Source organism: Enterobacter sp. CCUG 70166 (genome assembly GCF_020224095.1).
Taxonomy (GTDB): Bacteria; Pseudomonadota; Gammaproteobacteria; order Enterobacterales; family Enterobacteriaceae; genus Enterobacter; species Enterobacter intestinihominis.
On the sequence record NZ_NRIQ01000007.1, the window covers coordinates 99,694 to 117,824 of the forward strand.

Genomic DNA, 18,131 nt, shown 5'->3' on the forward strand with positions numbered 1-18,131 from the left:
GGCGCTTCGCTTTCCGGGCCTACAAAAACCGTAGGCCGGGCAAACGCAGTGTCGCCCGGCATTCAGACCGCACCACACTCCAGCCGATACACCCAGTCGTCATACCGTACGCCGTTAATCTCGTACGCCTTCTCCAGTACCTGCGTGCGCACAAAACCTGCTTTCTCAAGAACCCGCACCGACCCGCCATTATCCGCCAGCACGTACGCGTTTATCGCCTTCACGCCCGTCTGGTTAAATGCATACTCACACACCGCCCGCAGCGCCTCGCTGGCAATGCCTTTTCCCTGCGCGTCAGGCACAACCGTGTAGCCAATATCCGCCTCTTCACGGTTCGCCGCACTGATTTGCAGGCCGATATCCCCGAGCGGCGTAACGTCGTTATGCAGACGGATCACAAAGACATGCTCCGCCATCAGGCGCGCGGCAAATACGCGGCGCGTCTCTTTTTCAGGCATGATAGCGGCCATATAGCGCATGATGTTGGGGTCTTCGCGCAGAGAGCGAAAGAACGCCCAGTCAGAAGGTTCGAAAGGGGTGAGGTGAAGCCGGGTTGTGGTGATGGTTGCCATAGTTACGCCATATCATCCAGAGATGGCGTATAACTCTAACATATTCACTGCACCACATCCCCCAGCGCCTCTTCCAGGTCATACCAGCGGAACGTAAATCCGGCCGCTTCCAGCCGTTTTGGCAGCGCGCGCTGGCCGCCCAGCACCAGCACCGAAGATTCGCCCATCAACAGCCGAATCGCCGTCGCAGGCACGCGCAGTACCGCCGGGCGATGCAGGGCATGACCCAGGGCGTGAGCAAACTGTTCATTACGTACGGGGTAGGGAGATACCATGTTAAACGGCCCGCGCAGGTCGTTATCCAGCAGCCAGAGAATACCGTTGACCATATCGTCGATATGGATCCACGCCAGATACTGACGACCGTTGCCGATGGGCCCGCCAAGCCCCATTTTAAACGGCGGCAACATTTTACCGAGAATACCGCCTTTCGGAGCAAGCACCACGCCGGTGCGCAGCAGGCAGACGCGGGTGTTATCGCTCTGCGCCCCGCAGGCAATGCGCTCCCACTGGGCGCAGAGTTTATGGGTAAACTCGTTGTGCGGCGGCTCTTCTTCGGTCACCACCACTTCACCGAGATCGCCATAATAGCCTGTTGCAGAGCCGGAAATCAGCACCGAGGGCGGCATCTCGCTGTTACGAATCAGCTCAACCAGCCTTTCGGTCATGTTCCAGCGGCTGCTGCATAAACGCTGTTTTTGCTCTTCGGTCCAGCGTTTATCGGCGATTGGTTCGCCTGCAAGGTTGATGACGGCGTCAAAGCCGTTCAGATCCTGCCGTTCCGCCAGGCCTTTCCAGATCTCAACGCCGGTGCCCAGCACCTGGCGCGCTTTCTCCGGGCTGCGCGTGACCACGGTAATGTCGTGATGCAACGCCTGCAAACGTGGAATGAGATGGCGACCAATCAGCCCCGTACCGCCGGTGAGCAGGATCTTCATACAACCTCCAGGTTTACGCCTGGCGCTGCCAGCTTAACGTCATGGAGACGGAGTCGGCGTAGCGCAGGGCGTGAAGTTTATCGATCTCCACTTCAGCATAAGTGACCCAGTGGTGTTCGCGTGCGATGTCGAGCACATCCTGAGTTAATTTTTCCAGTAGCGCAAAACGGTTGTTCTCAACGTACTGGATGATGCTTTTGGTGATCGTGCGATAGTTCAGCGCGTCATTGATGTCTTCGCTGGCGCGCGCCTTGTCTGCCGGGTAATGGATCACGACATTCACCACGATATCCTGGCGATTCGCGATCTCTTCCTCTTTGATACCAATGAATGTACGTAAGCGAAGGTTTTTTATACGAATAATAGCGTCATGCTGGGACATTGCAGGTCTTCTCCGTGTCAGTATTTTTACCTCATCATACATGAGGAGAACACCTGCACCCAACGGGGCACAGGCTCAAATCTGATGGATTTTTTGCATGGCGCGTTCGGTTGCCGGGCGGGTCCGGATGCGCTCAAACCAGTTGTTCACCGCCGGATAAGTGGCCAGGTCGATCCGGTGGCGTTCATGGGTGTTGATCCACGGCCAGCAGGCGATATCTGCGATGCTGTAATGCTCACCTCCCAGCCATGGTGATTTTTCCAGCCGACGGTTCAGGACTCCGTACAGGCGCTGGGTTTCGACCTGATATCGCTCAATGGCGTAAGGGATCGTCTGCGGCGCATAGGCGGTAAAGTGATGATTCTGCCCCAGCATCGGCCCCAGGCCGCTCGACTGCCAGAATAACCATTGCAGCGTGTGATGACGCTCGCGCAACTCCCCGCTCAGGAGCTTGCCGGTTTTCTCTGCCAAATAAAGCAAAATCTCTCCGGACTCAAACAGGCTTAACGGTTTGCCCCCGTCAGAAGGCAGGTTATCAATGATGGCCGGAATTTTATTGTTGGGCGAGATGGCCAGAAAAACGGGGCGGAACTGATCGCCTTTGCTGATATCCACGCGAATGATCCGGTAGTCCAGTTCGGCTTCTTCAAGAAAGAGGGTGATCTTATGGCCATTAGGGGTGGGGGCATAATAGAGATCTATCATTCTCAACTCCTGTCAGTGCGAATAGTGTTGCCATGAAAAATCAGTATAGGTGCTTGTTGTAAATCGTGAGTTTTCATCAAGTGACAGCGAGGCAAAGAGATTATATGTTGAGTGAAAACCGATCAGCCGAAGAGGATGTTATGAGCCAGCCTGTAATAACGTTGTGGTCCGATGCGAACTTTTTTTCTCCTTATGTCATGAGCGTTTATGTGGCGCTGGCAGAAAAGGGGCTAACTTTTAGTCTGAAAACCGTTGACCTGGACAGCGGCGAACATCTGAAGCCTCAGTGGCAGGGCTACGCGCTCACCCGCCGTGTCCCTGTGCTGGAGATTGACGGTTTTGAGTTGAGTGAATCCTCAGCGATTGACGAGTACCTTGAAGACCGCTTTGCCCCACCAGAGTGGGAACGCATCTATCCTCACGATCTGCAAAAGCGCGCCCGCGCCCGCCAGATCCAGGCGTGGCTGCGTAGCGACCTGGTGCCGATTCGCACAGAACGCTCCACGGACGTGGTGTTCGCTGGCGTCAAAAAGCCCGCCCTCAGCGAGGAAGGCTTATCCAGCGCCCGGAAGCTGATTGATACCGCGTCATCGCTGCTGTCACAGGGTAACCCAAACCTGTTTGGCGAGTGGTGTATTGCCGACACCGATCTGGCGCTGATGCTCAATCGCCTTATCCTCAACGGCGATGACGTCCCACAGCTACTGGTGGATTACGCCACCTTCCAGTGGCAACGCGCGTCGGTACAGCGCTATCTGGCACTCTCTGCTAAGCGCGCGGGCTGATAAGACGGGGCGCTTGAGGTATGATAGGGGCAGTCTGAATTCCCGAGGAGTAACTGATGAAACTGATGTTTGCGTCGGATATTCATGGATCGCTGCCCGCGACCGAACGCGTGTTATCTCTGTTTGCCCAAAGCGGGGCGCAATGGCTGGTGATCCTGGGCGATGTGTTAAACCACGGCCCACGCAATGCGTTGCCGGAAGGGTATGCTCCCGCGCAGGTGGCGGAAAAACTTAATCATTTTGCCTCGCGCATTATCGCCGTTCGCGGCAACTGCGACAGCGAAGTTGACCAGATGCTGCTGCAATTTCCCATCACCGCTCCCTGGCAACAAGTGTTGATGGAAAACAGCCGTTTGTTCCTGACCCACGGGCACCTGTTCGGCCCGGATAACCTGCCGTCACTCGCCGCTGGCGATGTCTTGGTTTATGGTCATACTCATATTCCGGTGGCGGAAAAACGCGGGGCGTTTTACCACTTTAACCCCGGGTCTGTCAGCATTCCTAAAGGCGGTAACCCGGCAAGCTACGGCATGTATGAAGACGGGACATTAAGCGTTATCGCACTTAATGATCAGCAAGTTATTGCGCAGATAGCGATTAATCCGTAAGTTACACCACAACTGAAAACGCGCCGAAAGAGCGCTTAGACGAGAAGGTTTCCCGATGGTGGAGCAGAATCATTTGGCAAGTACTGAGTGGGTTGACATTGTCAGCGAAGAGAATGAAGTGATCGCGCAGGCCAGCCGCGAACAAATGCGTGCGGAGCGTCTGCGTCACCGCGCGACTTACATCGTTGTTCATGACGGCATGGGCAAGATTCTGGTCCAGCGTCGCACCGACACCAAAGATTTTCTTCCTGGTATGCTGGATGCCACAGCGGGTGGCGTCGTGCAGGCCGATGAAGTATTGCTGGATTCCGCGCGTCGTGAAGCGGAAGAAGAGTTAGGTATCGCTGGCGTGCCGTTTGCCGAGCACGGACAGTTTTATTTCGAAGATGAGCATTGTCGCGTCTGGGGCGGGCTGTTTAGCTGCGTTTCCCACGGACCTTTCGCCTTGCAGGAAGAGGAAGTGAGCGAAGTGTGCTGGATGACGCCGGAAGAGATCACCGCGCGTTGCGACGAATTCACGCCGGATTCCCTTAAAGCACTGGCGCTGTGGATGACCCGCAACGCCAAAAACGAATCCGCTAAACCGGAAAATAAGGCGGAAAAAGAGGAAGAGGCTGAGTAAGCCTTAACAGCTTTCCCGCAGACACAGGCTGGACGCGATGGGTTTATGGTCGCGCCAGTCTCCGTCATTCAGACGTTCCAGTAACGCTTTCCCGGCTTCAATCCCAATCTTGCGATGCGGTACTGCCATCGTCGTCAGCGGCGGCTGACAGACGCGGCTGACGTCGCTGTCGCCAAAGCCCACGACCGCTAAATCGTCCGGCACCTTGATGCGCCGACGCTGGCACTCATATAGCGCGCCGCAGGCCAGTTCATCTGATACGCACACCAGCGCATCCAGCTCCGGCCACGCCAGCAGAAACTCCGGCAATTGTGCCGCACCGGTGGAGAAGTTCGGCGGCATGGCGGCATTAATCACTCTATTTGGCGCCAGGTGGTGGCGCAGCATCGCCTTGTACCAGCCCTGCAAATGCTGCTGAAAAATCCACTGCTCCTGGTTAGCGCACAGCAGGCCGATATTCTGGTAGCCGCGCTGAATCACCATTTCGGTAAGTTCATACATGGCGGCGACGTTATCAATCCCGATATTCATATCAATAGGATCGGCACGCATTGCACCCATTTCCATCACCGGGATAGAGGCGTTTTTTAGCCAGTGTCGCACGGTATCGGAGTGCTCGACGCTGAGCAGTATCGCCGCGGCGATGTTCGAGGCCAGCAGCGTTTCAAGCAGTTTCTCTTCCTGTTCAAGACGATGCTGAGATTCCGCCAGCATAATCTGATATCCGGCTGGCTGGAGCACCTGCTGTAGCCCGGCGAACATCTCGGAACAGCCAGCTTCGGAAAGATTGGGTACTACCATCGCAATCGTCCATGACGATGCCGATGCCAGTGCGCTGGCGGCAAGATTGGGCATGTAACCCAGCTCCTGCACCGCGGCTTCAATTTTTTCACGCAGTTTATCGGAAACCTGTTCGGGCGTGCGGAGGGCACGGGAAACAGTCATCGTGCCTACGCCGGCAAGCTGCGCGACATCCGCGAGCGTTACTTTTCCGGTACTGCGCCGTTTTCGGGTTAAAGACATACATCTTCCTGCTGACAGGACGCGATTTAGTTTCATCCTTCATTTTACGTGACAGGCAGTATACGCCTTAAATCCCTTTTTTTGCTGTGATTTCGCACCAGGATAGCAATTTGATAGCGCTATCACAGTTCTGCATGTTAGTCGTTGGTAGCGCTATCTTTGTGATCGCGATCGCAGTCATTAATTGATGGGTTGAATAGAGTTTGCCCATGTCTGGTCTTTAGCGGGAGTGAAAAATGCTCAAAAAGTGGATATATGATACAACCATCATCCTACAGGATAGCGTTGAAAGCTGGCCCCAGGCGCTGGAACTGTGCGCGAAACCGCTGCTGGATTTGCAGGTCATTGCGCCGAAATATGTCACGGCTATCATTGAGCAGCATCACAGGTTAGGTCCCTACTATGTGCTGGCTCCTGGGCTGGCAATGCCACACGCGCGACCGGAAGAAGGGGCGAAAGGACTTGGCCTGTCATTATTAAAACTGAAACAGGGCGTCTCATTTGGTGCTGGTGAGTTTGACCCCGTCGATGTGATTGTGATGCTGGCGGCGCCGGACAAACATAGCCATATCGAAATGATCTCCGCCTTAGCAGAATTATTTTCCAGCGACGAAGATATGGCTGAATTACATCGGGCGAATACGCTGGAGGAGATAAAAACCGTCATCAATCGCTTCTGATTTAATTATTTAATCCGATTCATCTCAACATTACGCGTCAGCGTGATGGGGCGTACTCTACTCAAAAAAGGGGATAACAATGAAAATTATGGCTATTTGCGGCTCCGGCCTGGGCAGCAGTTTTATGGTCGAAATGAATATTAAAAAGGTGCTCAAAAAACTGGAAATTGAGGCAGAGGTTGAACACTCCGATCTCTCCTCGGCCACGCCGGGCGCGGCGGACCTGTTTGTAATGGCGAAAGACATTGCCGCCAGCGCCAGCGTGCCGGAAAGCCAGCTGGTGGTGATCAACAATATTATCGATATCAACGAACTCGAAGCGCAGCTGCGCGCCTGGTTCGAAAGACAATAATCCTGAAAAGGCGAGGTGGATATGTTTATCCTTGAAACGCTGAATTTCGTTGTTGATATTTTAAAAGTCCCTTCAGTCCTGGTCGGGTTAATTGCCCTGATTGGTCTGGTGGCGCAGAAAAAAGCCTTTTCAGATGTGGTAAAAGGCACAATTAAAACCATTCTCGGCTTTATTGTACTGGGCGGCGGCGCAACCGTGCTGGTGGGCTCTTTAAATCCGCTCGGCGGTATGTTTGAGCACGCCTTTAATATTCAGGGCATTATTCCCAACAATGAAGCTATTGTGTCGATTGCCCTGGAAAAATATGGTGCCTCCACCGCGCTCATTATGGCTTTCGGGATGGTGGCGAATATTATTGTCGCGCGCTTTACCCGCCTGAAGTACATCTTCCTGACCGGGCATCACACCTTCTACATGGCGTGCATGATTGGCGTGATCCTGACGGTCGCAGGCTTCGAAGGGGTAGGGCTGGTCTTTACCGGTTCGTTGATCCTCGGCCTGATTATGGCCTTCTTCCCGGCGATTGCGCAGCGCTATATGAAGCGTATTACCGGCAACGATGAGATTGCCTTCGGTCATTTCGGCACGCTGGGCTACGTGCTGTCCGGCTGGATTGGCAGCAAGGTCGGTAAAGGCTCGCGCTCCACCGAAGAGATGAACCTGCCGAAGAACCTCAGCTTCCTGCGCGACAGTTCGATCTCCATCTCACTGACCATGATGATTATCTACCTGATTATGGCGGTGAGCGCCGGGCGTGAGTACGTGGAGGCCACCTTCAGCGGCGGCCAGAACTACCTGGTGTACGCCATCATTATGGCCATCACCTTCGCGGCAGGCGTGTTTATCATCTTGCAGGGTGTGCGCCTGATTCTGGCGGAAATTGTCCCGGCCTTTACCGGCTTCTCGGAAAAACTGGTGCCCAATGCGCGACCTGCGCTGGACTGCCCGGTGGTCTACCCGTATGCGCCAAACGCGGTGCTGATTGGCTTCCTGTTCAGCTTCCTCGGCGGGATTGTAGGCTTGTTCATCTGCGGTCAGTTTAGCTGGGTGCTGATCCGGCCGGGCGTCGTGCCGCATTTCTTCACCGGTGCAACGGCGGGCGTGTTTGGGAACGCCACCGGCGGACGTCGCGGGGCGATGATTGGCGCCTTTGCTAACGGCCTGCTGATCACCTTCCTGCCGGTCCTGCTGCTGCCTGTTCTGGGCGCGATTGGCTTTGCGAATACGACCTTCTCGGACGCCGACTTTGGCGCCGTCGGGATTGTGCTCGGCAACCTGGCGCGCTTCCTGTCGCCGCTTGCCATCACCGGACTGGTTGTTGTGTTGTTTGCGCTGCTGGTGGCCTACAACGTCTTCGCTAAAAACAAACCTGCCAGCGGTAACGCGCAGGAAAACCCCGGAGCCAAATCATGAATGAAAATGAAATAACCGAACTGGCGCGTCAGATCCGCCTTGAGACGCTGAAATCCCTGACGCAGCTGGGTTTTGGTCACTACGGCGGCAGCATGTCAGTCGTTGAAACACTGGCCGTTCTGTACGGCGCGGTAATGAAAATTGACCCGGCCGATCCGGACTGGCCAGAGCGCGATTACTTTGTGCTGTCGAAGGGACATGCGGGCCCGGCGCTGTACAGCACGCTGGCGATTAAGGGCTACTTCCCGATTGAAGAGCTGAGCACGCTAAACCAGAACGGAACGCGTCTGCCAAGCCACCCGGATCGCCTGAAAACACGCGGCGTGGATGCCACCACCGGATCGCTGGGGCAGGGGATCTCCATTGCAGGTGGCATGGCGCTGTCGCACAAGCTGGCAGGAAGGCCAAACCGGGTGTTTTGCATCGTTGGCGATGGGGAGCTGAACGAAGGGCAGTGCTGGGAAGCCTTCCAGTTTATTGCACACCATCGACTGAACAATCTGACGGTGTTCGTGGACTGGAACAAACAGCAGCTCGACGGCGAGCTGGACGAAATCATCAGCGCCTTCGATCTGGAAGGCAAATTCCGGGCCTTTGGTTTTGACGTGGTGACGGTGAAAGGGGACGACATTCCGGCGCTGCTGGAGGTGACCGCGCCGATCCCTGTGACCGATGCGCGTCCGCGGGTGGTGATCCTCGACAGCATCAAAGGGCAGGGGGTGCCATACCTGGAACAGCTCAGCAACTCGCATCACCTGCGATTAACTGAGGAGAGCAAAGCGGCGCTCAACGAGAGGATTCGCCAACTGGAGGCTTCACATGATTAAGGTTGCACCGACAGGACAGAAAGATGCCGTTGAGATGCGTAAGGTCTATGCGGGTTTTGTGGCAAAACAGATTGAGGCCGGGAGCGAGATTATTGCGCTCGAAGCGGATCTGATGAGCTCGATGGCGATGGACGGCGTAGCGCGTGATTATCCACAGCACGTCATCAACTGCGGCATTATGGAGGCTAACGTGATTGGGACGGCCGCCGGGCTGTCGCTCACCGGACGTAAGCCGTTCGTCCATACCTTTACCGCCTTTGCCAGCCGTCGCTGCTTCGACCAGCTGTTTATGTCCCTGGACTACCAGCGCAATAATGTGAAGGTGATTGCCTCGGATGCGGGCGTGACGGCCTGCCACAACGGCGGGACGCATATGTCGTTTGAGGATATGGGCATCGTGCGCGGTCTGGCGCATTCAGTGGTGCTGGAGGTGACCGATGCGGTGATGTTCGAAGATGTGCTGCGTCAGCTTATCGACCTGGAAGGCTTCTACTGGGTGCGGACCATCCGTAAACAGGCGCCGAGCGTCTATGCCCCGGGGTCAACCTTCACCATCGGCAAGGGCAACGTGCTGCGCGAGGGAACCGATATTACCCTGATTGCTAACGGCATTATGGTGGCGGAAGCGCTGGAGGCGGCGCGCCAGCTGGAGCAGGAGGGGGTAAGCGCAGCGGTCATCGACATGTTTACCCTGAAGCCCATCGATCGGATGCTGGTGAAAAATTATGCCGAGAAAACCAGGCGTATTGTGACCTGCGAAAACCACAGCATTCACAACGGGCTGGGGTCGGCGGTGGCGGAAGTGCTGGTGGAAACCTGTCCGGTGCCGATGCGGCGGGTTGGGGTGAAGGAGCGTTACGGTCAGGTAGGCACGCAGGACTTCCTGCAGAAGGAGTATGGCCTGACGGCACATGACATTGTGTCGGCGGCGCGGGAGCTGTTGTAATAAAAAAAGGCGACCTTGTGGTCGCCTTTTTGTTGCCCGGTGGCGCTGGCGCTTACCGGGCCTACGGTCCTGTAGGCCGGATAAGCGAAGCGCCATCCGGCAAAACATTACTGCTGCTGCGAAGACTGGATCGCCGTCAGCGCGATGGTGTAGACGATATCGTCTACCAGCGCACCACGAGACAGGTCGTTCACAGGCTTGCGCATACCTTGCAGCATTGGCCCGATGGAGATCAGGTCTGCTGAACGCTGTACCGCTTTATAGGTGGTGTTACCGGTGTTCAGATCCGGGAAGATGAACACGGTAGCGCGACCTGCAACCGGCGAGTTAGGCGCTTTAGATTTCGCAACGTCAGCCATTACCGCGGCATCGTACTGGAGCGGGCCGTCGATCATCAGATCCGGACGTTTTTCCTGCGCAATGCGGGTTGCTTCACGGACTTTCTCTACGTCGCTGCCTGCACCAGAAGTACCGGTGGAGTAGGAGAGCATCGCGACGCGCGGTTCGATACCGAAGGCAGTCGCGGAGTCCGCAGACTGGATAGCGATTTCTGCCAGCTGCTCTGCGGTTGGGTCCGGGTTGATCGCGCAGTCGCCATAAACGTAAACCTGTTCAGGCAGCAGCATGAAGAACACGGAGGAGACCAGAGAGCTGCCCGGTGCGGTTTTGATCAGCTGCAACGGTGGACGGATGGTGTTCGCGGTGGTGTGAACCGCACCGGAAACCAGGCCGTCAACTTCGTCCTGCTCCAGCATCAGCGTACCCAGCACGACGTTATCTTCCAGCTGCTCGCGCGCAACGGCTTCGGTCATGCCCTTGTTCTTACGCAGCTCAACCAGGCGGGCAACGTAGCTTTCGCGAACCACTTCCGGGTCAACGATCTCAATGCCAGCGCCCAGCTCAACGCCCTGAGACGCCGCAACGCGGTTGATCTCATCCGGGTTACCCAGCAGCACACAGGTCGCGATACCGCGCTCTGCACAGATGGCCGCCGCTTTAACGGTACGTGGTTCGTCACCTTCTGGCAGAACCACGCGTTTGCCCGCTTTACGCGCCAGCTCGGTCAGCTGGTAACGGAAGGCTGGAGGAGACAGACGACGGCTGCGCTCGGACGTCGCCGTCAGGGATTCAATCCAGTCTGCGTTGATGTAGCCCGCAACGTATTCCTGAACTTTCTCGATACGCTCGTGGTCATCAACCGGCACTTCGAGGTTGAAGCTTTGCAGGCTCAGGGAGGTCTGCCAGGTGTTGGTGTTCACCATGAAGACTGGCAGGCCAGTGGCGAACGCACGTTCGCACAGCTTGCTGACGCGCGGGTCCATCTCGTAGGCACCGGTCAGCAGGATCGCACCGATTTCCACGCCGTTCATCGCAGCCAGGCACGCTGCAACCAGCACGTCTGGACGGTCAGCAGAGGTCACCAGCAGGGAACCTGCGCGGAAGTGTTCCAGCATGTGCGGAATGCTGCGCGCGCAGAAGGTCACGGACTTCACGCGGCGGGTGTTGATATCGCCTTCGTTAACGATGGTGGCATTCAGGTGACGCGCCATATCGATTGCACGGGTGGCAATCAGATCGAAGCTCCATGGCACCGCACCCAGCACCGGCAGTGGGCTGGAATCCTGCAGCTTGGCCGGGTCAACTTTGATGACTTTCGCTTTGGAAGAGTCGTCGAAGATTTCGGACAGGTCAGGACGCGTACGGCCCTGCTCATCTACTGGCGCGTTCAGCTTGTTAACAATCACGCCGGTGATGCTGGTGTTTTTCGCACCGCCGAAGCTGCTGCGCGTCAGTTCGATACGCTCTTTCAGCTGCTCTGGGGTGTCAGTGCCCTGAGACATCACGAAAACAATCTCTGCGTTCAGGGTTTTCGCGATTTCAAAGTTCAGAGACTGGGCAAACTGGTGTTTACGGGTCGGGACCAGGCCTTCAACCAGCACCACTTCAGCGTCCTGCGCGTTTGCGTGGTAGTTGGCGATGATCTCTTCCATCAGCACGTCTTTCTGGTTGCTGGAGAGCAGAGATTCAACGTGGCTCATCTTCAGCGGTTCAGCCGCTGGCAGATTGGAGTTCTTACGAACGATGGAGGTGGTCTGGTCTGGCGCATCGCCACCGGCACGTGGCTGGGCGATAGGCTTAAAGACGCTCAGACGAACGCCTTTGCGTTCCATAGCGCGGATCACGCCGAGGCTGACGCTGGTCAGGCCGACGCTGGTTCCGGTAGGGATCAGCATAATAGTACGGGACACGGTTTATCCTCTTTCGTTACCGCCGCGTTGGGCGGGCTACAAAACAGCACCGCCAGCATTGCTGGCGGTGTGGAATCAGGCAGTCAGGCGGCACGCGTCTTGCGCGATGACCAGCTCTTCGTTAGTTGGGATAACGATAGCCGGGCGGGTGCCTTCTTTGTTGATGAAGCCAGACTTGCCGAAGCGGGCAGCCAGGTTACGCTCGTGATCGACTTCGAAGCCCAGTACGCCCAGTTTGCCCAGGGACAGCTCACGTACCATTGCCGCGTTCTCACCGATGCCGCCGGTGAAGATAACCGCGTCCAGACGACCGTCCATCAGCGCGGTGTAAGAACCGATGTACTTCGCCAGACGGTGGCAATAAACGTCCATTGCACGTTTAGCGTCAGCTTTTTCTGCGTAGTTGTCTTCAACGTAACGGCAGTCGCTGGTGACTTCGGTCAGACCCAGCAGGCCAGACTCTTTGGTCAGCATTTTGTTGATGTCGTCAACGCTCATGCCCAGGGTGTCGTGCAGGTGGAAGATGATCGCCGGGTCGATATCACCGGAACGGGTACCCATCACCAGACCTTCCAGCGGGGTCAGACCCATAGAGGTGTCAACACACTTACCGTTGCGGATAGCAGAAACAGAACCACCGTTGCCCAGGTGGCAGGTGATGATGTTGACTTCTTCAACCGGCTTGTTCAGTACTTTTGCGGCTTCCTGAGTCACATAGAAGTGGCTGGTGCCGTGTGCACCGTAGCGACGTACGCCGTGCTCTTTGTACAGGCTGTATGGCAGGGCATAGAGGTAAGACTCTTCCGGCATGGTCTGATGGAACGCGGTGTCAAACACGGCCACGTTTTTATCTTTCAGATTCGGGAAGGATTTCAGTGCTTCAGCGATACCGATCAGGTGAGCCGGGTTATGCAGCGGTGCGAAAGACGCAGAGTCTTTGATGCCCTGAATCACAGAGTCGTCGATTACCACGGAGCTGGTGTATTTTTCGCCGCCGTGGACGATACGGTGACCAATCGCAGTCAGCTGAGCAGACAGTTCTGGTTTTTGTGCCAGAATAGTGTTAACGATAAAGTTCAGCGCTTCACTGTGAGCGGCGCCTGCACCTAAAGCCGCTTCTTGTTTGCTGCCGTCCATCTTCCACTTGATACGTGCTTCAGGCAGATGGAAACATTCGGCCAAACCAGAGAGGTACTCATCACCGTTGAGCGCATCGATGATGGCGAATTTCAGTGAAGAGCTACCGCAGTTCAGAACCAGTACTAACTTACTCGACATGGAAGTACCTATAATTGATACGTGGCTAAAAAAACGTCAATGAGTCTAAAGCGTAACGCATGCTGACTCAGACATTTATGATTAACATCATGCCAAACGAACATTCTGGCAGGATGGAAGAAATACCTATGATTTTAAGCCATTTTGAACATTTTTCAGACAATGGCATAATATGCGATAATTTGACGAGTTAACGCTTCTCGTCTACGGCCTATCAGGCTGGCACAGGATACCCGATACGGGGTAGCGATGACAAAATATTTTGAACGTTGTCATAGCCTGTTGTGGTTTTGCACGAAAATTTTAATTTTTATATGTGAAGTTGAGGTACAGCCATGTCAACACCTGAAATCCCGTCCGTGAACTTTTTTAGTCTGTTTCGTCGGGGACAGCATTACGCAAAGACATGGCCGATGGAAAAGCGCCTCGCGCCCATGTTTATTGAAAATCGCACTATTCGCGCCACGCGCTATGCGATTCGCTTTATGCCCCCGATCGCCGTCTTTACTCTTTGCTGGCAAATTGCGCTGGGTGGACAGCTTGGACCTGCCGTCGCGACGGCGCTCTTTGCGTTAAGCCTGCCGATGCAGGGATTGTGGTGGTTAGGTAAACGTTCCATCACGCCACTTCCGCCTTCTATTTTACACTGGTTTTATGAAGTGCGTGGAAAACTGGAGGAGGCCGGCCAGGCGCTCGCCCCGGTTGAAGGCAAGCCGGATTATCAGGCGCTGGCGGACACCCTCAAGCGCGCGTTTAAACAGCTTGATAAAACATTCCTCGATGACTTGTGATTGATCATCGAAACGACGACCAAAAGAAGGCACAGTAACAATCAGTTACCGTGTCTTTTTTTTACAGTGCAATGCGCTACAGGAGTCGAAAGATGGAAATGACCCATGCTCAACGTCTGATTTTGTCTAACCAGTACAAGATGATGACTATGCTTGATCCCGATAACGCTGCGCGCTACAGCCGCCTGCAAACCATTGTTGAACGTGGTTTTGGCTTGCAGATGCGCGAACTGGATCGCGAATTTGGCGAACTGAAAGAGGAAACCTGCCGTATCGTTATCGACATCATGGAGATGTACCATGCGCTGCATGTGTCCTGGACCAATCTGAAAGACCAGCAGTCCATTGACGAGCGCCGCGTAACGTTCCTGGGCTTTGATGCCGCGACAGAAGCGCGCTATCTGAGCTATGTGCGCTTTATGGTGAACACCGAAGGGCGCTACACTCATTTTGATGCGGGTACGCACGGCTTCAACGCCCAGACCCCAATGTGGGATAAGTATCAACGTATGCTGAGCGCGTGGCACGCCTGTCCGCGTCAGTACCATTTAAGCAGCAACGAAATTCAACAAATCATTAATGCCTGACGGAGGTGCGTGTGCAGTGTAAAGGTTTTCTGTTTGATCTGGACGGTACGCTGGTGGATTCGCTGCCGGTAGTGGAGCGTTCTTGGTGTCATTGGGCCGACAGGCACGGCATTGACCATCAGGATGTACTGAATTTCATCCATGGCAAACAGGCCATTACCTCATTGCGGCACTTCCTGGCGGGACGTCCTGAGGAAGAGATTCAGGCGGAGTTCAAATATCTGGAGCAGATTGAAGCTACCGACACTGAGGGCATCACCGCGCTGCCCGGTGCGCGCGAATTGCTTGAGCATCTGAATGAAGCGCAGATCCCGTGGGCTATCGTCACCTCCGGCTCGGTTCCTGTCGCGCATGCCCGCCATAAGGCGGCCGGTTTACCGACGCCGGACGTCTTCATTACCGCTGAGCGCGTAAAGCGCGGCAAGCCCGAACCGGATGCGTTTCTGCTCGGCGCTGAACTGCTCGGCCTTGCGCCAGCGGAGTGCGTGGTGGTGGAAGACGCGGCGGCAGGCGTGCTGGCCGGGCTGAACGCCGGAAGCCACGTCATTGCCGTTAACGTCCCGGCGGGGTCCCCCCGGCTGGAGGAGGCAGATTTTGTGCTTAATACTCTGACCGCCATCGACGTCTCGAAGGCATCAGACGGCGTTGTAACCGTCTCGCTAAAAATGTAATCCCATGATATAGCCCCGCATTACCGGGGCTTTTTTATGGCAGAATTGCTTCTCCTCCACTGACAAGGACATGTTGTGAACGGTGAACTGATTTGGGTCCTGAGCCTGCTGTTAATCGCCATCATTCTTTTTGCCACGGGCAAGGTGCGCATGGATGCCGTCGCCCTGTTTGTGATTGTCGCGTTCGTTCTGAGCGGTACCCTTTCCCTGCCAGAAGCCTTTTCCGGGTTTAGCGATCCCAACGTTATTTTGATTGCCGCCCTGTTTATTATTGGCGACGGGCTGGTACGCACCGGCGTGGCGACGATGATGGGGTCGTGGCTGGTTAAAGTGGCGGGCAGCAGCGAAACCAAAATGCTGATTTATCTGATGCTGACGGTCGCCGGACTGGGTGCGTTTATGAGCTCGACGGGGGTCGTGGCCATCTTTATTCCGGTTGTGCTGAGCGTCTGCATGAGGATGCAGATCTCCCCGTCGCGGCTGATGATGCCGTTGAGCTTTGCCGGGCTCATCAGCGGCATGATGACGCTGGTCGCGACACCGCCGAACCTCGTCGTAAACAGCGAACTGATCCGTGAGGGGCTTGAGGGGTTTAGCTTTTTCAGCGTCACGCCGATCGGGCTGGTTGTACTGGTGATGGGCATTATCTATATGCTGTTGACCCGTTTCGCGCTGAAAGGGGAGAAGCAGGACAAAGCCAAAGAGGGCTGGAAGCGGCGAACTTTTCGCGATTTGATCAAAGAGTACCGTCTGACCGGGCGCGCCCGTCGGCTGGCTATCCGCCCCGGTTCGCCGATGATAGGCCAGCGGCTGGACGACCTTAAGCTACGCGAACGCTATGGCGCGAACGTCATCGGGGTTGAGCGCTGGCGTCGTTTTCGTCGGGTAATCGTTAACGTGAATGGGGTGTCAGAGTTTCGCGCGCGTGACGTCCTGCTGATTGATATGTCCACCGCGGACGTGGATCTGCGAGAGTTTTGTAGCGAGCAGCTGCTGGAGCCGATGGTGCTGCGCGGCGAGTATTTCTCCGACCGGGCGCTGGATGTGGGAATGGCCGAGGTGTCGCTGATCCCGGAATCGGAGTTATTGGGCAAAACCGTGCGCGAAATCGGCTTTCGTACCCGCTATGGCCTCAACGTGGTGGGCCTGAAGCGCGATGGCGTAGCCCTTGAAGGGGCGGTGGTGGATGAGCCGATCCTGCTGGGGGATATCTTCCTCGTGGTCGGCAACTGGAAACTGATTAGCCAGCTCGGGCAGAAAGGCCGCGATTTTGTGGTGCTGAATATGCCGATTGAAGAGAGCGACGCGTCACCGGCGCACAGTCAGGCGCCCCATGCGATTTTTTGCCTGGTGTTGATGGTCGCGTTGATGCTGACGGACGAGATCCCTAACCCGGTGGCGGCGATAATCGCCTGTCTGTTAATGGGAAAATTCCGCTGTATCGACGCCGAAAGCGCTTACAAAGCGATTCACTGGCCAAGCATCATTCTCATCGTTGGGATGATGCCCTTCGCCCTGGCGCTACAGAAAACCGGCGGGGTGGATTTGATCGTAAAAGGCTTAATGGACGCGGGCGGGGGATATGGTCCGTACCTGATGATGGTTTGCCTGTTCGTCATGTGCGCCACCATTGGTTTGTTCATCTCCAATACCGCAACGGCTGTGCTGATGGCGCCTATTGCGCTGGCGATGGCAAAATCGATGGGCGTTTCGCCCTATCCGTTTGCGATGGTGGTAGCGATGGCGGCGTCCGCGGCATTTATGACGCCGGTATCTTCCCCGGTCAATACCCTGGTGCTGGGGCCGGGAAACTATCGATTCAGCGATTTTGTAAAGCTGGGCGTGCCGTTCACTGTGCTGGTGATGCTGGTATGCGTGGTGCTGATTCCGGTGTTATTCCCGTTCTGAGAACATCGCCGGGTGGCGGCTACGCCTTACCCGGCCTACGTGATTCGTAGGCCCTGCAAGCGCAGCGCCGCTGGGCGAAAAACTACAGCGGTGAATCCTGACTGATCTCATCCAGCGACAAATGGAAGCTCGGCACAAACACCTGCATAAAGTAATCCATCTCTTCGCTACGGCGGGAGTCGAGCGTTTTCTCCAGGCGCGTTTTCGCCAGCAGGAACTCGTTATTCCCCGCGGATAACTCTTCCAGACATTTCAGGTAGGCGCACAGCGCATCGGCCTGCTTAACCAGGGATTTCTCCTCTTCCGTATACTGATGCTCGTCGATCAGTGGCCCGAAGATATCACGCAGCTCATCAGGCACCATATCGATCAGCTTCTGCTGGGCAATCTTCTCAATGGCCTTATATTCCTGGGCAATCTGCGAGTTGAAATATTTCACCGGCGTAGGCAGATCCCCGGTCAGCACTTCCGATGCATCGTGGTACAACGCCAGCAGGGCGATACGTTCGGCATTAACCTGCCCGTTGAATTTGCGGTTTTTAATCGCGGCCAGCGCATGAGCGACCATGGCAACCTGCAAACTGTGCTCAGACACATTTTCAGTGCGCACGTTGCGCATCAGCGGCCAGCGGTTGATGAGTTTCAGGCGGGAGAGGTGGGCAAAGAAATGACTCTGACTCATAGGTTACCTTATGTCTTCACTGCGACGGACTTCATTGTGCGGGGAGGGGAGGGAAGATGCAAATTTGCAGATGTTACAGGCCGGGTAAGCGCAGTGTATGACCGGATACATA

General features: G+C 55.7%; 20 protein-coding genes. 12 read left to right on the forward strand and 8 right to left on the reverse strand.

Annotated features, from left to right (window positions below; translation table 11 throughout):
* Positions 1 to 62: 62 nt before the first annotated feature.
* The 4 genes from CKK19_RS04105 to yfcG all read right to left on the reverse strand — a co-directional run bounded on the left by CKK19_RS04105 (position 63) and on the right by yfcG (position 2,597).
* A complete protein-coding gene (locus tag CKK19_RS04105) occupies positions 63 to 572 on the reverse strand; it encodes a GNAT family N-acetyltransferase (protein WP_063853425.1) in 510 nt (169 codons plus the stop codon).
* Between the two features lie 44 nt (positions 573 to 616).
* Entirely contained in the window at positions 617 to 1,510 is an 894-nt protein-coding gene (locus CKK19_RS04110; RefSeq protein WP_023300635.1) for a TIGR01777 family oxidoreductase, read from the reverse strand.
* Between the two features lie 13 nt (positions 1,511 to 1,523).
* Positions 1,524 to 1,892 (reverse strand): dihydroneopterin triphosphate 2'-epimerase, encoded by a 369-nt coding sequence (gene folX / locus CKK19_RS04115; protein ID WP_003861432.1) that lies wholly within the window; start codon positions 1,890 to 1,892, stop codon positions 1,524 to 1,526.
* Positions 1,893 to 1,967: 75 nt separating this feature from the next.
* Positions 1,968 to 2,597 (reverse strand): GSH-dependent disulfide bond oxidoreductase, encoded by a 630-nt coding sequence (gene yfcG / locus CKK19_RS04120; protein WP_022648841.1) that lies wholly within the window; start codon positions 2,595 to 2,597, stop codon positions 1,968 to 1,970.
* Between the two features lie 140 nt (positions 2,598 to 2,737).
* On the opposite strand from yfcG, the gene yfcF reads away from it, so the two are divergent.
* The 3 genes from yfcF to yfcD are packed head-to-tail and all read left to right on the forward strand — an operon-like array spanning position 2,738 to position 4,612.
* Positions 2,738 to 3,382 (forward strand): glutathione transferase, encoded by a 645-nt coding sequence (yfcF, locus tag CKK19_RS04125; protein WP_023300634.1) that lies wholly within the window; start codon positions 2,738 to 2,740, stop codon positions 3,380 to 3,382.
* 56 nt (positions 3,383 to 3,438) lie between these two features.
* The gene (yfcE, locus tag CKK19_RS04130; protein WP_023300633.1) at positions 3,439 to 3,990 is read left to right on the forward strand and encodes a phosphodiesterase; all 552 of its coding nucleotides are present in this window, start codon (positions 3,439 to 3,441) and stop codon (positions 3,988 to 3,990) included.
* A 55-nt stretch (positions 3,991 to 4,045) separates the two neighbouring features.
* On the forward strand, positions 4,046 to 4,612 hold the full coding sequence (yfcD, locus tag CKK19_RS04135) for an NUDIX hydrolase YfcD (RefSeq protein ID WP_006811396.1): 567 nt from the start codon (positions 4,046 to 4,048) through the stop codon (positions 4,610 to 4,612).
* A gap of 3 nt (positions 4,613 to 4,615) precedes the next feature.
* On the opposite strand, the gene CKK19_RS04140 is transcribed toward yfcD, so the two are convergent.
* Positions 4,616 to 5,635 carry a LacI family DNA-binding transcriptional regulator gene (locus tag CKK19_RS04140; protein ID WP_003861441.1) on the reverse strand — a complete coding sequence of 340 codons (1,020 nt, stop codon included), beginning with the start codon at positions 5,633 to 5,635 and terminating at the stop codon, positions 4,616 to 4,618.
* 236 nt (positions 5,636 to 5,871) lie between these two features.
* Here CKK19_RS04140 and CKK19_RS04145 point away from each other — a divergent pair, with 236 nt between their 5' ends.
* From CKK19_RS04145 to CKK19_RS04165, 5 genes are all read left to right on the forward strand, one after another.
* Complete coding sequence (locus tag CKK19_RS04145) at positions 5,872 to 6,315, forward strand: PTS sugar transporter subunit IIA (RefSeq protein ID WP_063147687.1); 444 nt, start codon at positions 5,872 to 5,874, stop codon at positions 6,313 to 6,315.
* A gap of 79 nt (positions 6,316 to 6,394) precedes the next feature.
* Positions 6,395 to 6,667, forward strand: coding sequence for a PTS sugar transporter subunit IIB (locus CKK19_RS04150; protein ID WP_003861447.1), 273 nt, complete (start codon positions 6,395 to 6,397; stop codon positions 6,665 to 6,667).
* 21 nt (positions 6,668 to 6,688) lie between these two features.
* Entirely contained in the window at positions 6,689 to 8,080 is a 1,392-nt protein-coding gene (locus tag CKK19_RS04155) for a PTS ascorbate transporter subunit IIC (protein ID WP_225455028.1), read from the forward strand.
* A complete protein-coding gene (locus tag CKK19_RS04160) occupies positions 8,077 to 8,907 on the forward strand; it encodes a transketolase (RefSeq protein ID WP_063853426.1) in 831 nt (276 codons plus the stop codon). Before CKK19_RS04155 ends, CKK19_RS04160 begins: the two co-directional genes overlap by 4 nt.
* Positions 8,900 to 9,853, forward strand: a complete 954-nt coding sequence (locus tag CKK19_RS04165; RefSeq protein ID WP_038416451.1) for a transketolase family protein — start codon at positions 8,900 to 8,902, stop codon at positions 9,851 to 9,853. The genes CKK19_RS04160 and CKK19_RS04165 overlap by 8 nt, the downstream gene beginning before the upstream one ends.
* Positions 9,854 to 9,960: 107 nt before the next feature.
* Here CKK19_RS04165 and pta read toward each other — a convergent pair whose 3' ends face one another.
* Together pta and ackA are read right to left on the reverse strand one after the other, a co-directional pair.
* Positions 9,961 to 12,102: a phosphate acetyltransferase gene (gene pta / locus CKK19_RS04170; protein ID WP_022648836.1), complete on the reverse strand. Its 2,142-nt coding sequence runs from the start codon at positions 12,100 to 12,102 to the stop codon at positions 9,961 to 9,963.
* A gap of 75 nt (positions 12,103 to 12,177) precedes the next feature.
* Positions 12,178 to 13,380 carry an acetate kinase gene (gene ackA, locus CKK19_RS04175; protein WP_022648835.1) on the reverse strand — a complete coding sequence of 401 codons (1,203 nt, stop codon included), beginning with the start codon at positions 13,378 to 13,380 and terminating at the stop codon, positions 12,178 to 12,180.
* Between the two features lie 335 nt (positions 13,381 to 13,715).
* Between ackA and yfbV the strand changes: the two genes are divergently transcribed.
* From yfbV to CKK19_RS04195, 4 genes are all read left to right on the forward strand, one after another.
* Positions 13,716 to 14,171, forward strand: a complete 456-nt coding sequence (yfbV, locus tag CKK19_RS04180; protein WP_063853427.1) for a terminus macrodomain insulation protein YfbV — start codon at positions 13,716 to 13,718, stop codon at positions 14,169 to 14,171.
* Between the two features lie 92 nt (positions 14,172 to 14,263).
* Positions 14,264 to 14,758: a YfbU family protein gene (locus CKK19_RS04185; RefSeq protein WP_008502874.1), complete on the forward strand. Its 495-nt coding sequence runs from the start codon at positions 14,264 to 14,266 to the stop codon at positions 14,756 to 14,758.
* A gap of 11 nt (positions 14,759 to 14,769) precedes the next feature.
* Positions 14,770 to 15,429: a sugar phosphatase gene (locus CKK19_RS04190; protein ID WP_022648834.1), complete on the forward strand. Its 660-nt coding sequence runs from the start codon at positions 14,770 to 14,772 to the stop codon at positions 15,427 to 15,429.
* Positions 15,430 to 15,504: 75 nt separating this feature from the next.
* On the forward strand, positions 15,505 to 17,337 hold the full coding sequence (locus CKK19_RS04195) for an SLC13 family permease (protein ID WP_022648833.1): 1,833 nt from the start codon (positions 15,505 to 15,507) through the stop codon (positions 17,335 to 17,337).
* A gap of 82 nt (positions 17,338 to 17,419) precedes the next feature.
* Here CKK19_RS04195 and yfbR read toward each other — a convergent pair whose 3' ends face one another.
* Complete coding sequence (gene yfbR, locus CKK19_RS04200; RefSeq protein WP_022648832.1) at positions 17,420 to 18,019, reverse strand: 5'-deoxynucleotidase; 600 nt, start codon at positions 18,017 to 18,019, stop codon at positions 17,420 to 17,422.
* Positions 18,020 to 18,131 lie beyond the last annotated feature (112 nt).

Bases quoted from the DNA above. Each gene is read 5' to 3' on its own strand.
- yfbV (WP_063853427.1), top strand. From the start codon at position 13,716: ATGTCAACACCTGAAATCCCGTCCGTGAACTTTTTTAGTCTGTTTCGT.
- CKK19_RS04105 (WP_063853425.1), bottom strand. From the start codon at position 572: ATGGCAACCATCACCACAACCCGGCTTCACCTCACCCCTTTCGAACCT.
- ackA (WP_022648835.1), bottom strand. From the start codon at position 13,380: ATGTCGAGTAAGTTAGTACTGGTTCTGAACTGCGGTAGCTCTTCACTG.
- yfcE (WP_023300633.1), top strand. From the start codon at position 3,439: ATGAAACTGATGTTTGCGTCGGATATTCATGGATCGCTGCCCGCGACC.
- CKK19_RS04110 (WP_023300635.1), bottom strand. From the start codon at position 1,510: ATGAAGATCCTGCTCACCGGCGGTACGGGGCTGATTGGTCGCCATCTC.
- CKK19_RS04185 (WP_008502874.1), top strand. From the start codon at position 14,264: ATGGAAATGACCCATGCTCAACGTCTGATTTTGTCTAACCAGTACAAG.
- CKK19_RS04150 (WP_003861447.1), top strand. From the start codon at position 6,395: ATGAAAATTATGGCTATTTGCGGCTCCGGCCTGGGCAGCAGTTTTATG.
- CKK19_RS04145 (WP_063147687.1), top strand. From the start codon at position 5,872: ATGCTCAAAAAGTGGATATATGATACAACCATCATCCTACAGGATAGC.
- yfcF (WP_023300634.1), top strand. From the start codon at position 2,738: ATGAGCCAGCCTGTAATAACGTTGTGGTCCGATGCGAACTTTTTTTCT.
- CKK19_RS04165 (WP_038416451.1), top strand. From the start codon at position 8,900: ATGATTAAGGTTGCACCGACAGGACAGAAAGATGCCGTTGAGATGCGT.
- yfbR (WP_022648832.1), bottom strand. From the start codon at position 18,019: ATGAGTCAGAGTCATTTCTTTGCCCACCTCTCCCGCCTGAAACTCATC.
- CKK19_RS04160 (WP_063853426.1), top strand. From the start codon at position 8,077: ATGAATGAAAATGAAATAACCGAACTGGCGCGTCAGATCCGCCTTGAG.
- CKK19_RS04140 (WP_003861441.1), bottom strand. From the start codon at position 5,635: ATGTCTTTAACCCGAAAACGGCGCAGTACCGGAAAAGTAACGCTCGCG.
- CKK19_RS04155 (WP_225455028.1), top strand. From the start codon at position 6,689: ATGTTTATCCTTGAAACGCTGAATTTCGTTGTTGATATTTTAAAAGTC.
- yfcG (WP_022648841.1), bottom strand. From the start codon at position 2,597: ATGATAGATCTCTATTATGCCCCCACCCCTAATGGCCATAAGATCACC.
- folX (WP_003861432.1), bottom strand. From the start codon at position 1,892: ATGTCCCAGCATGACGCTATTATTCGTATAAAAAACCTTCGCTTACGT.
- yfcD (WP_006811396.1), top strand. From the start codon at position 4,046: ATGGTGGAGCAGAATCATTTGGCAAGTACTGAGTGGGTTGACATTGTC.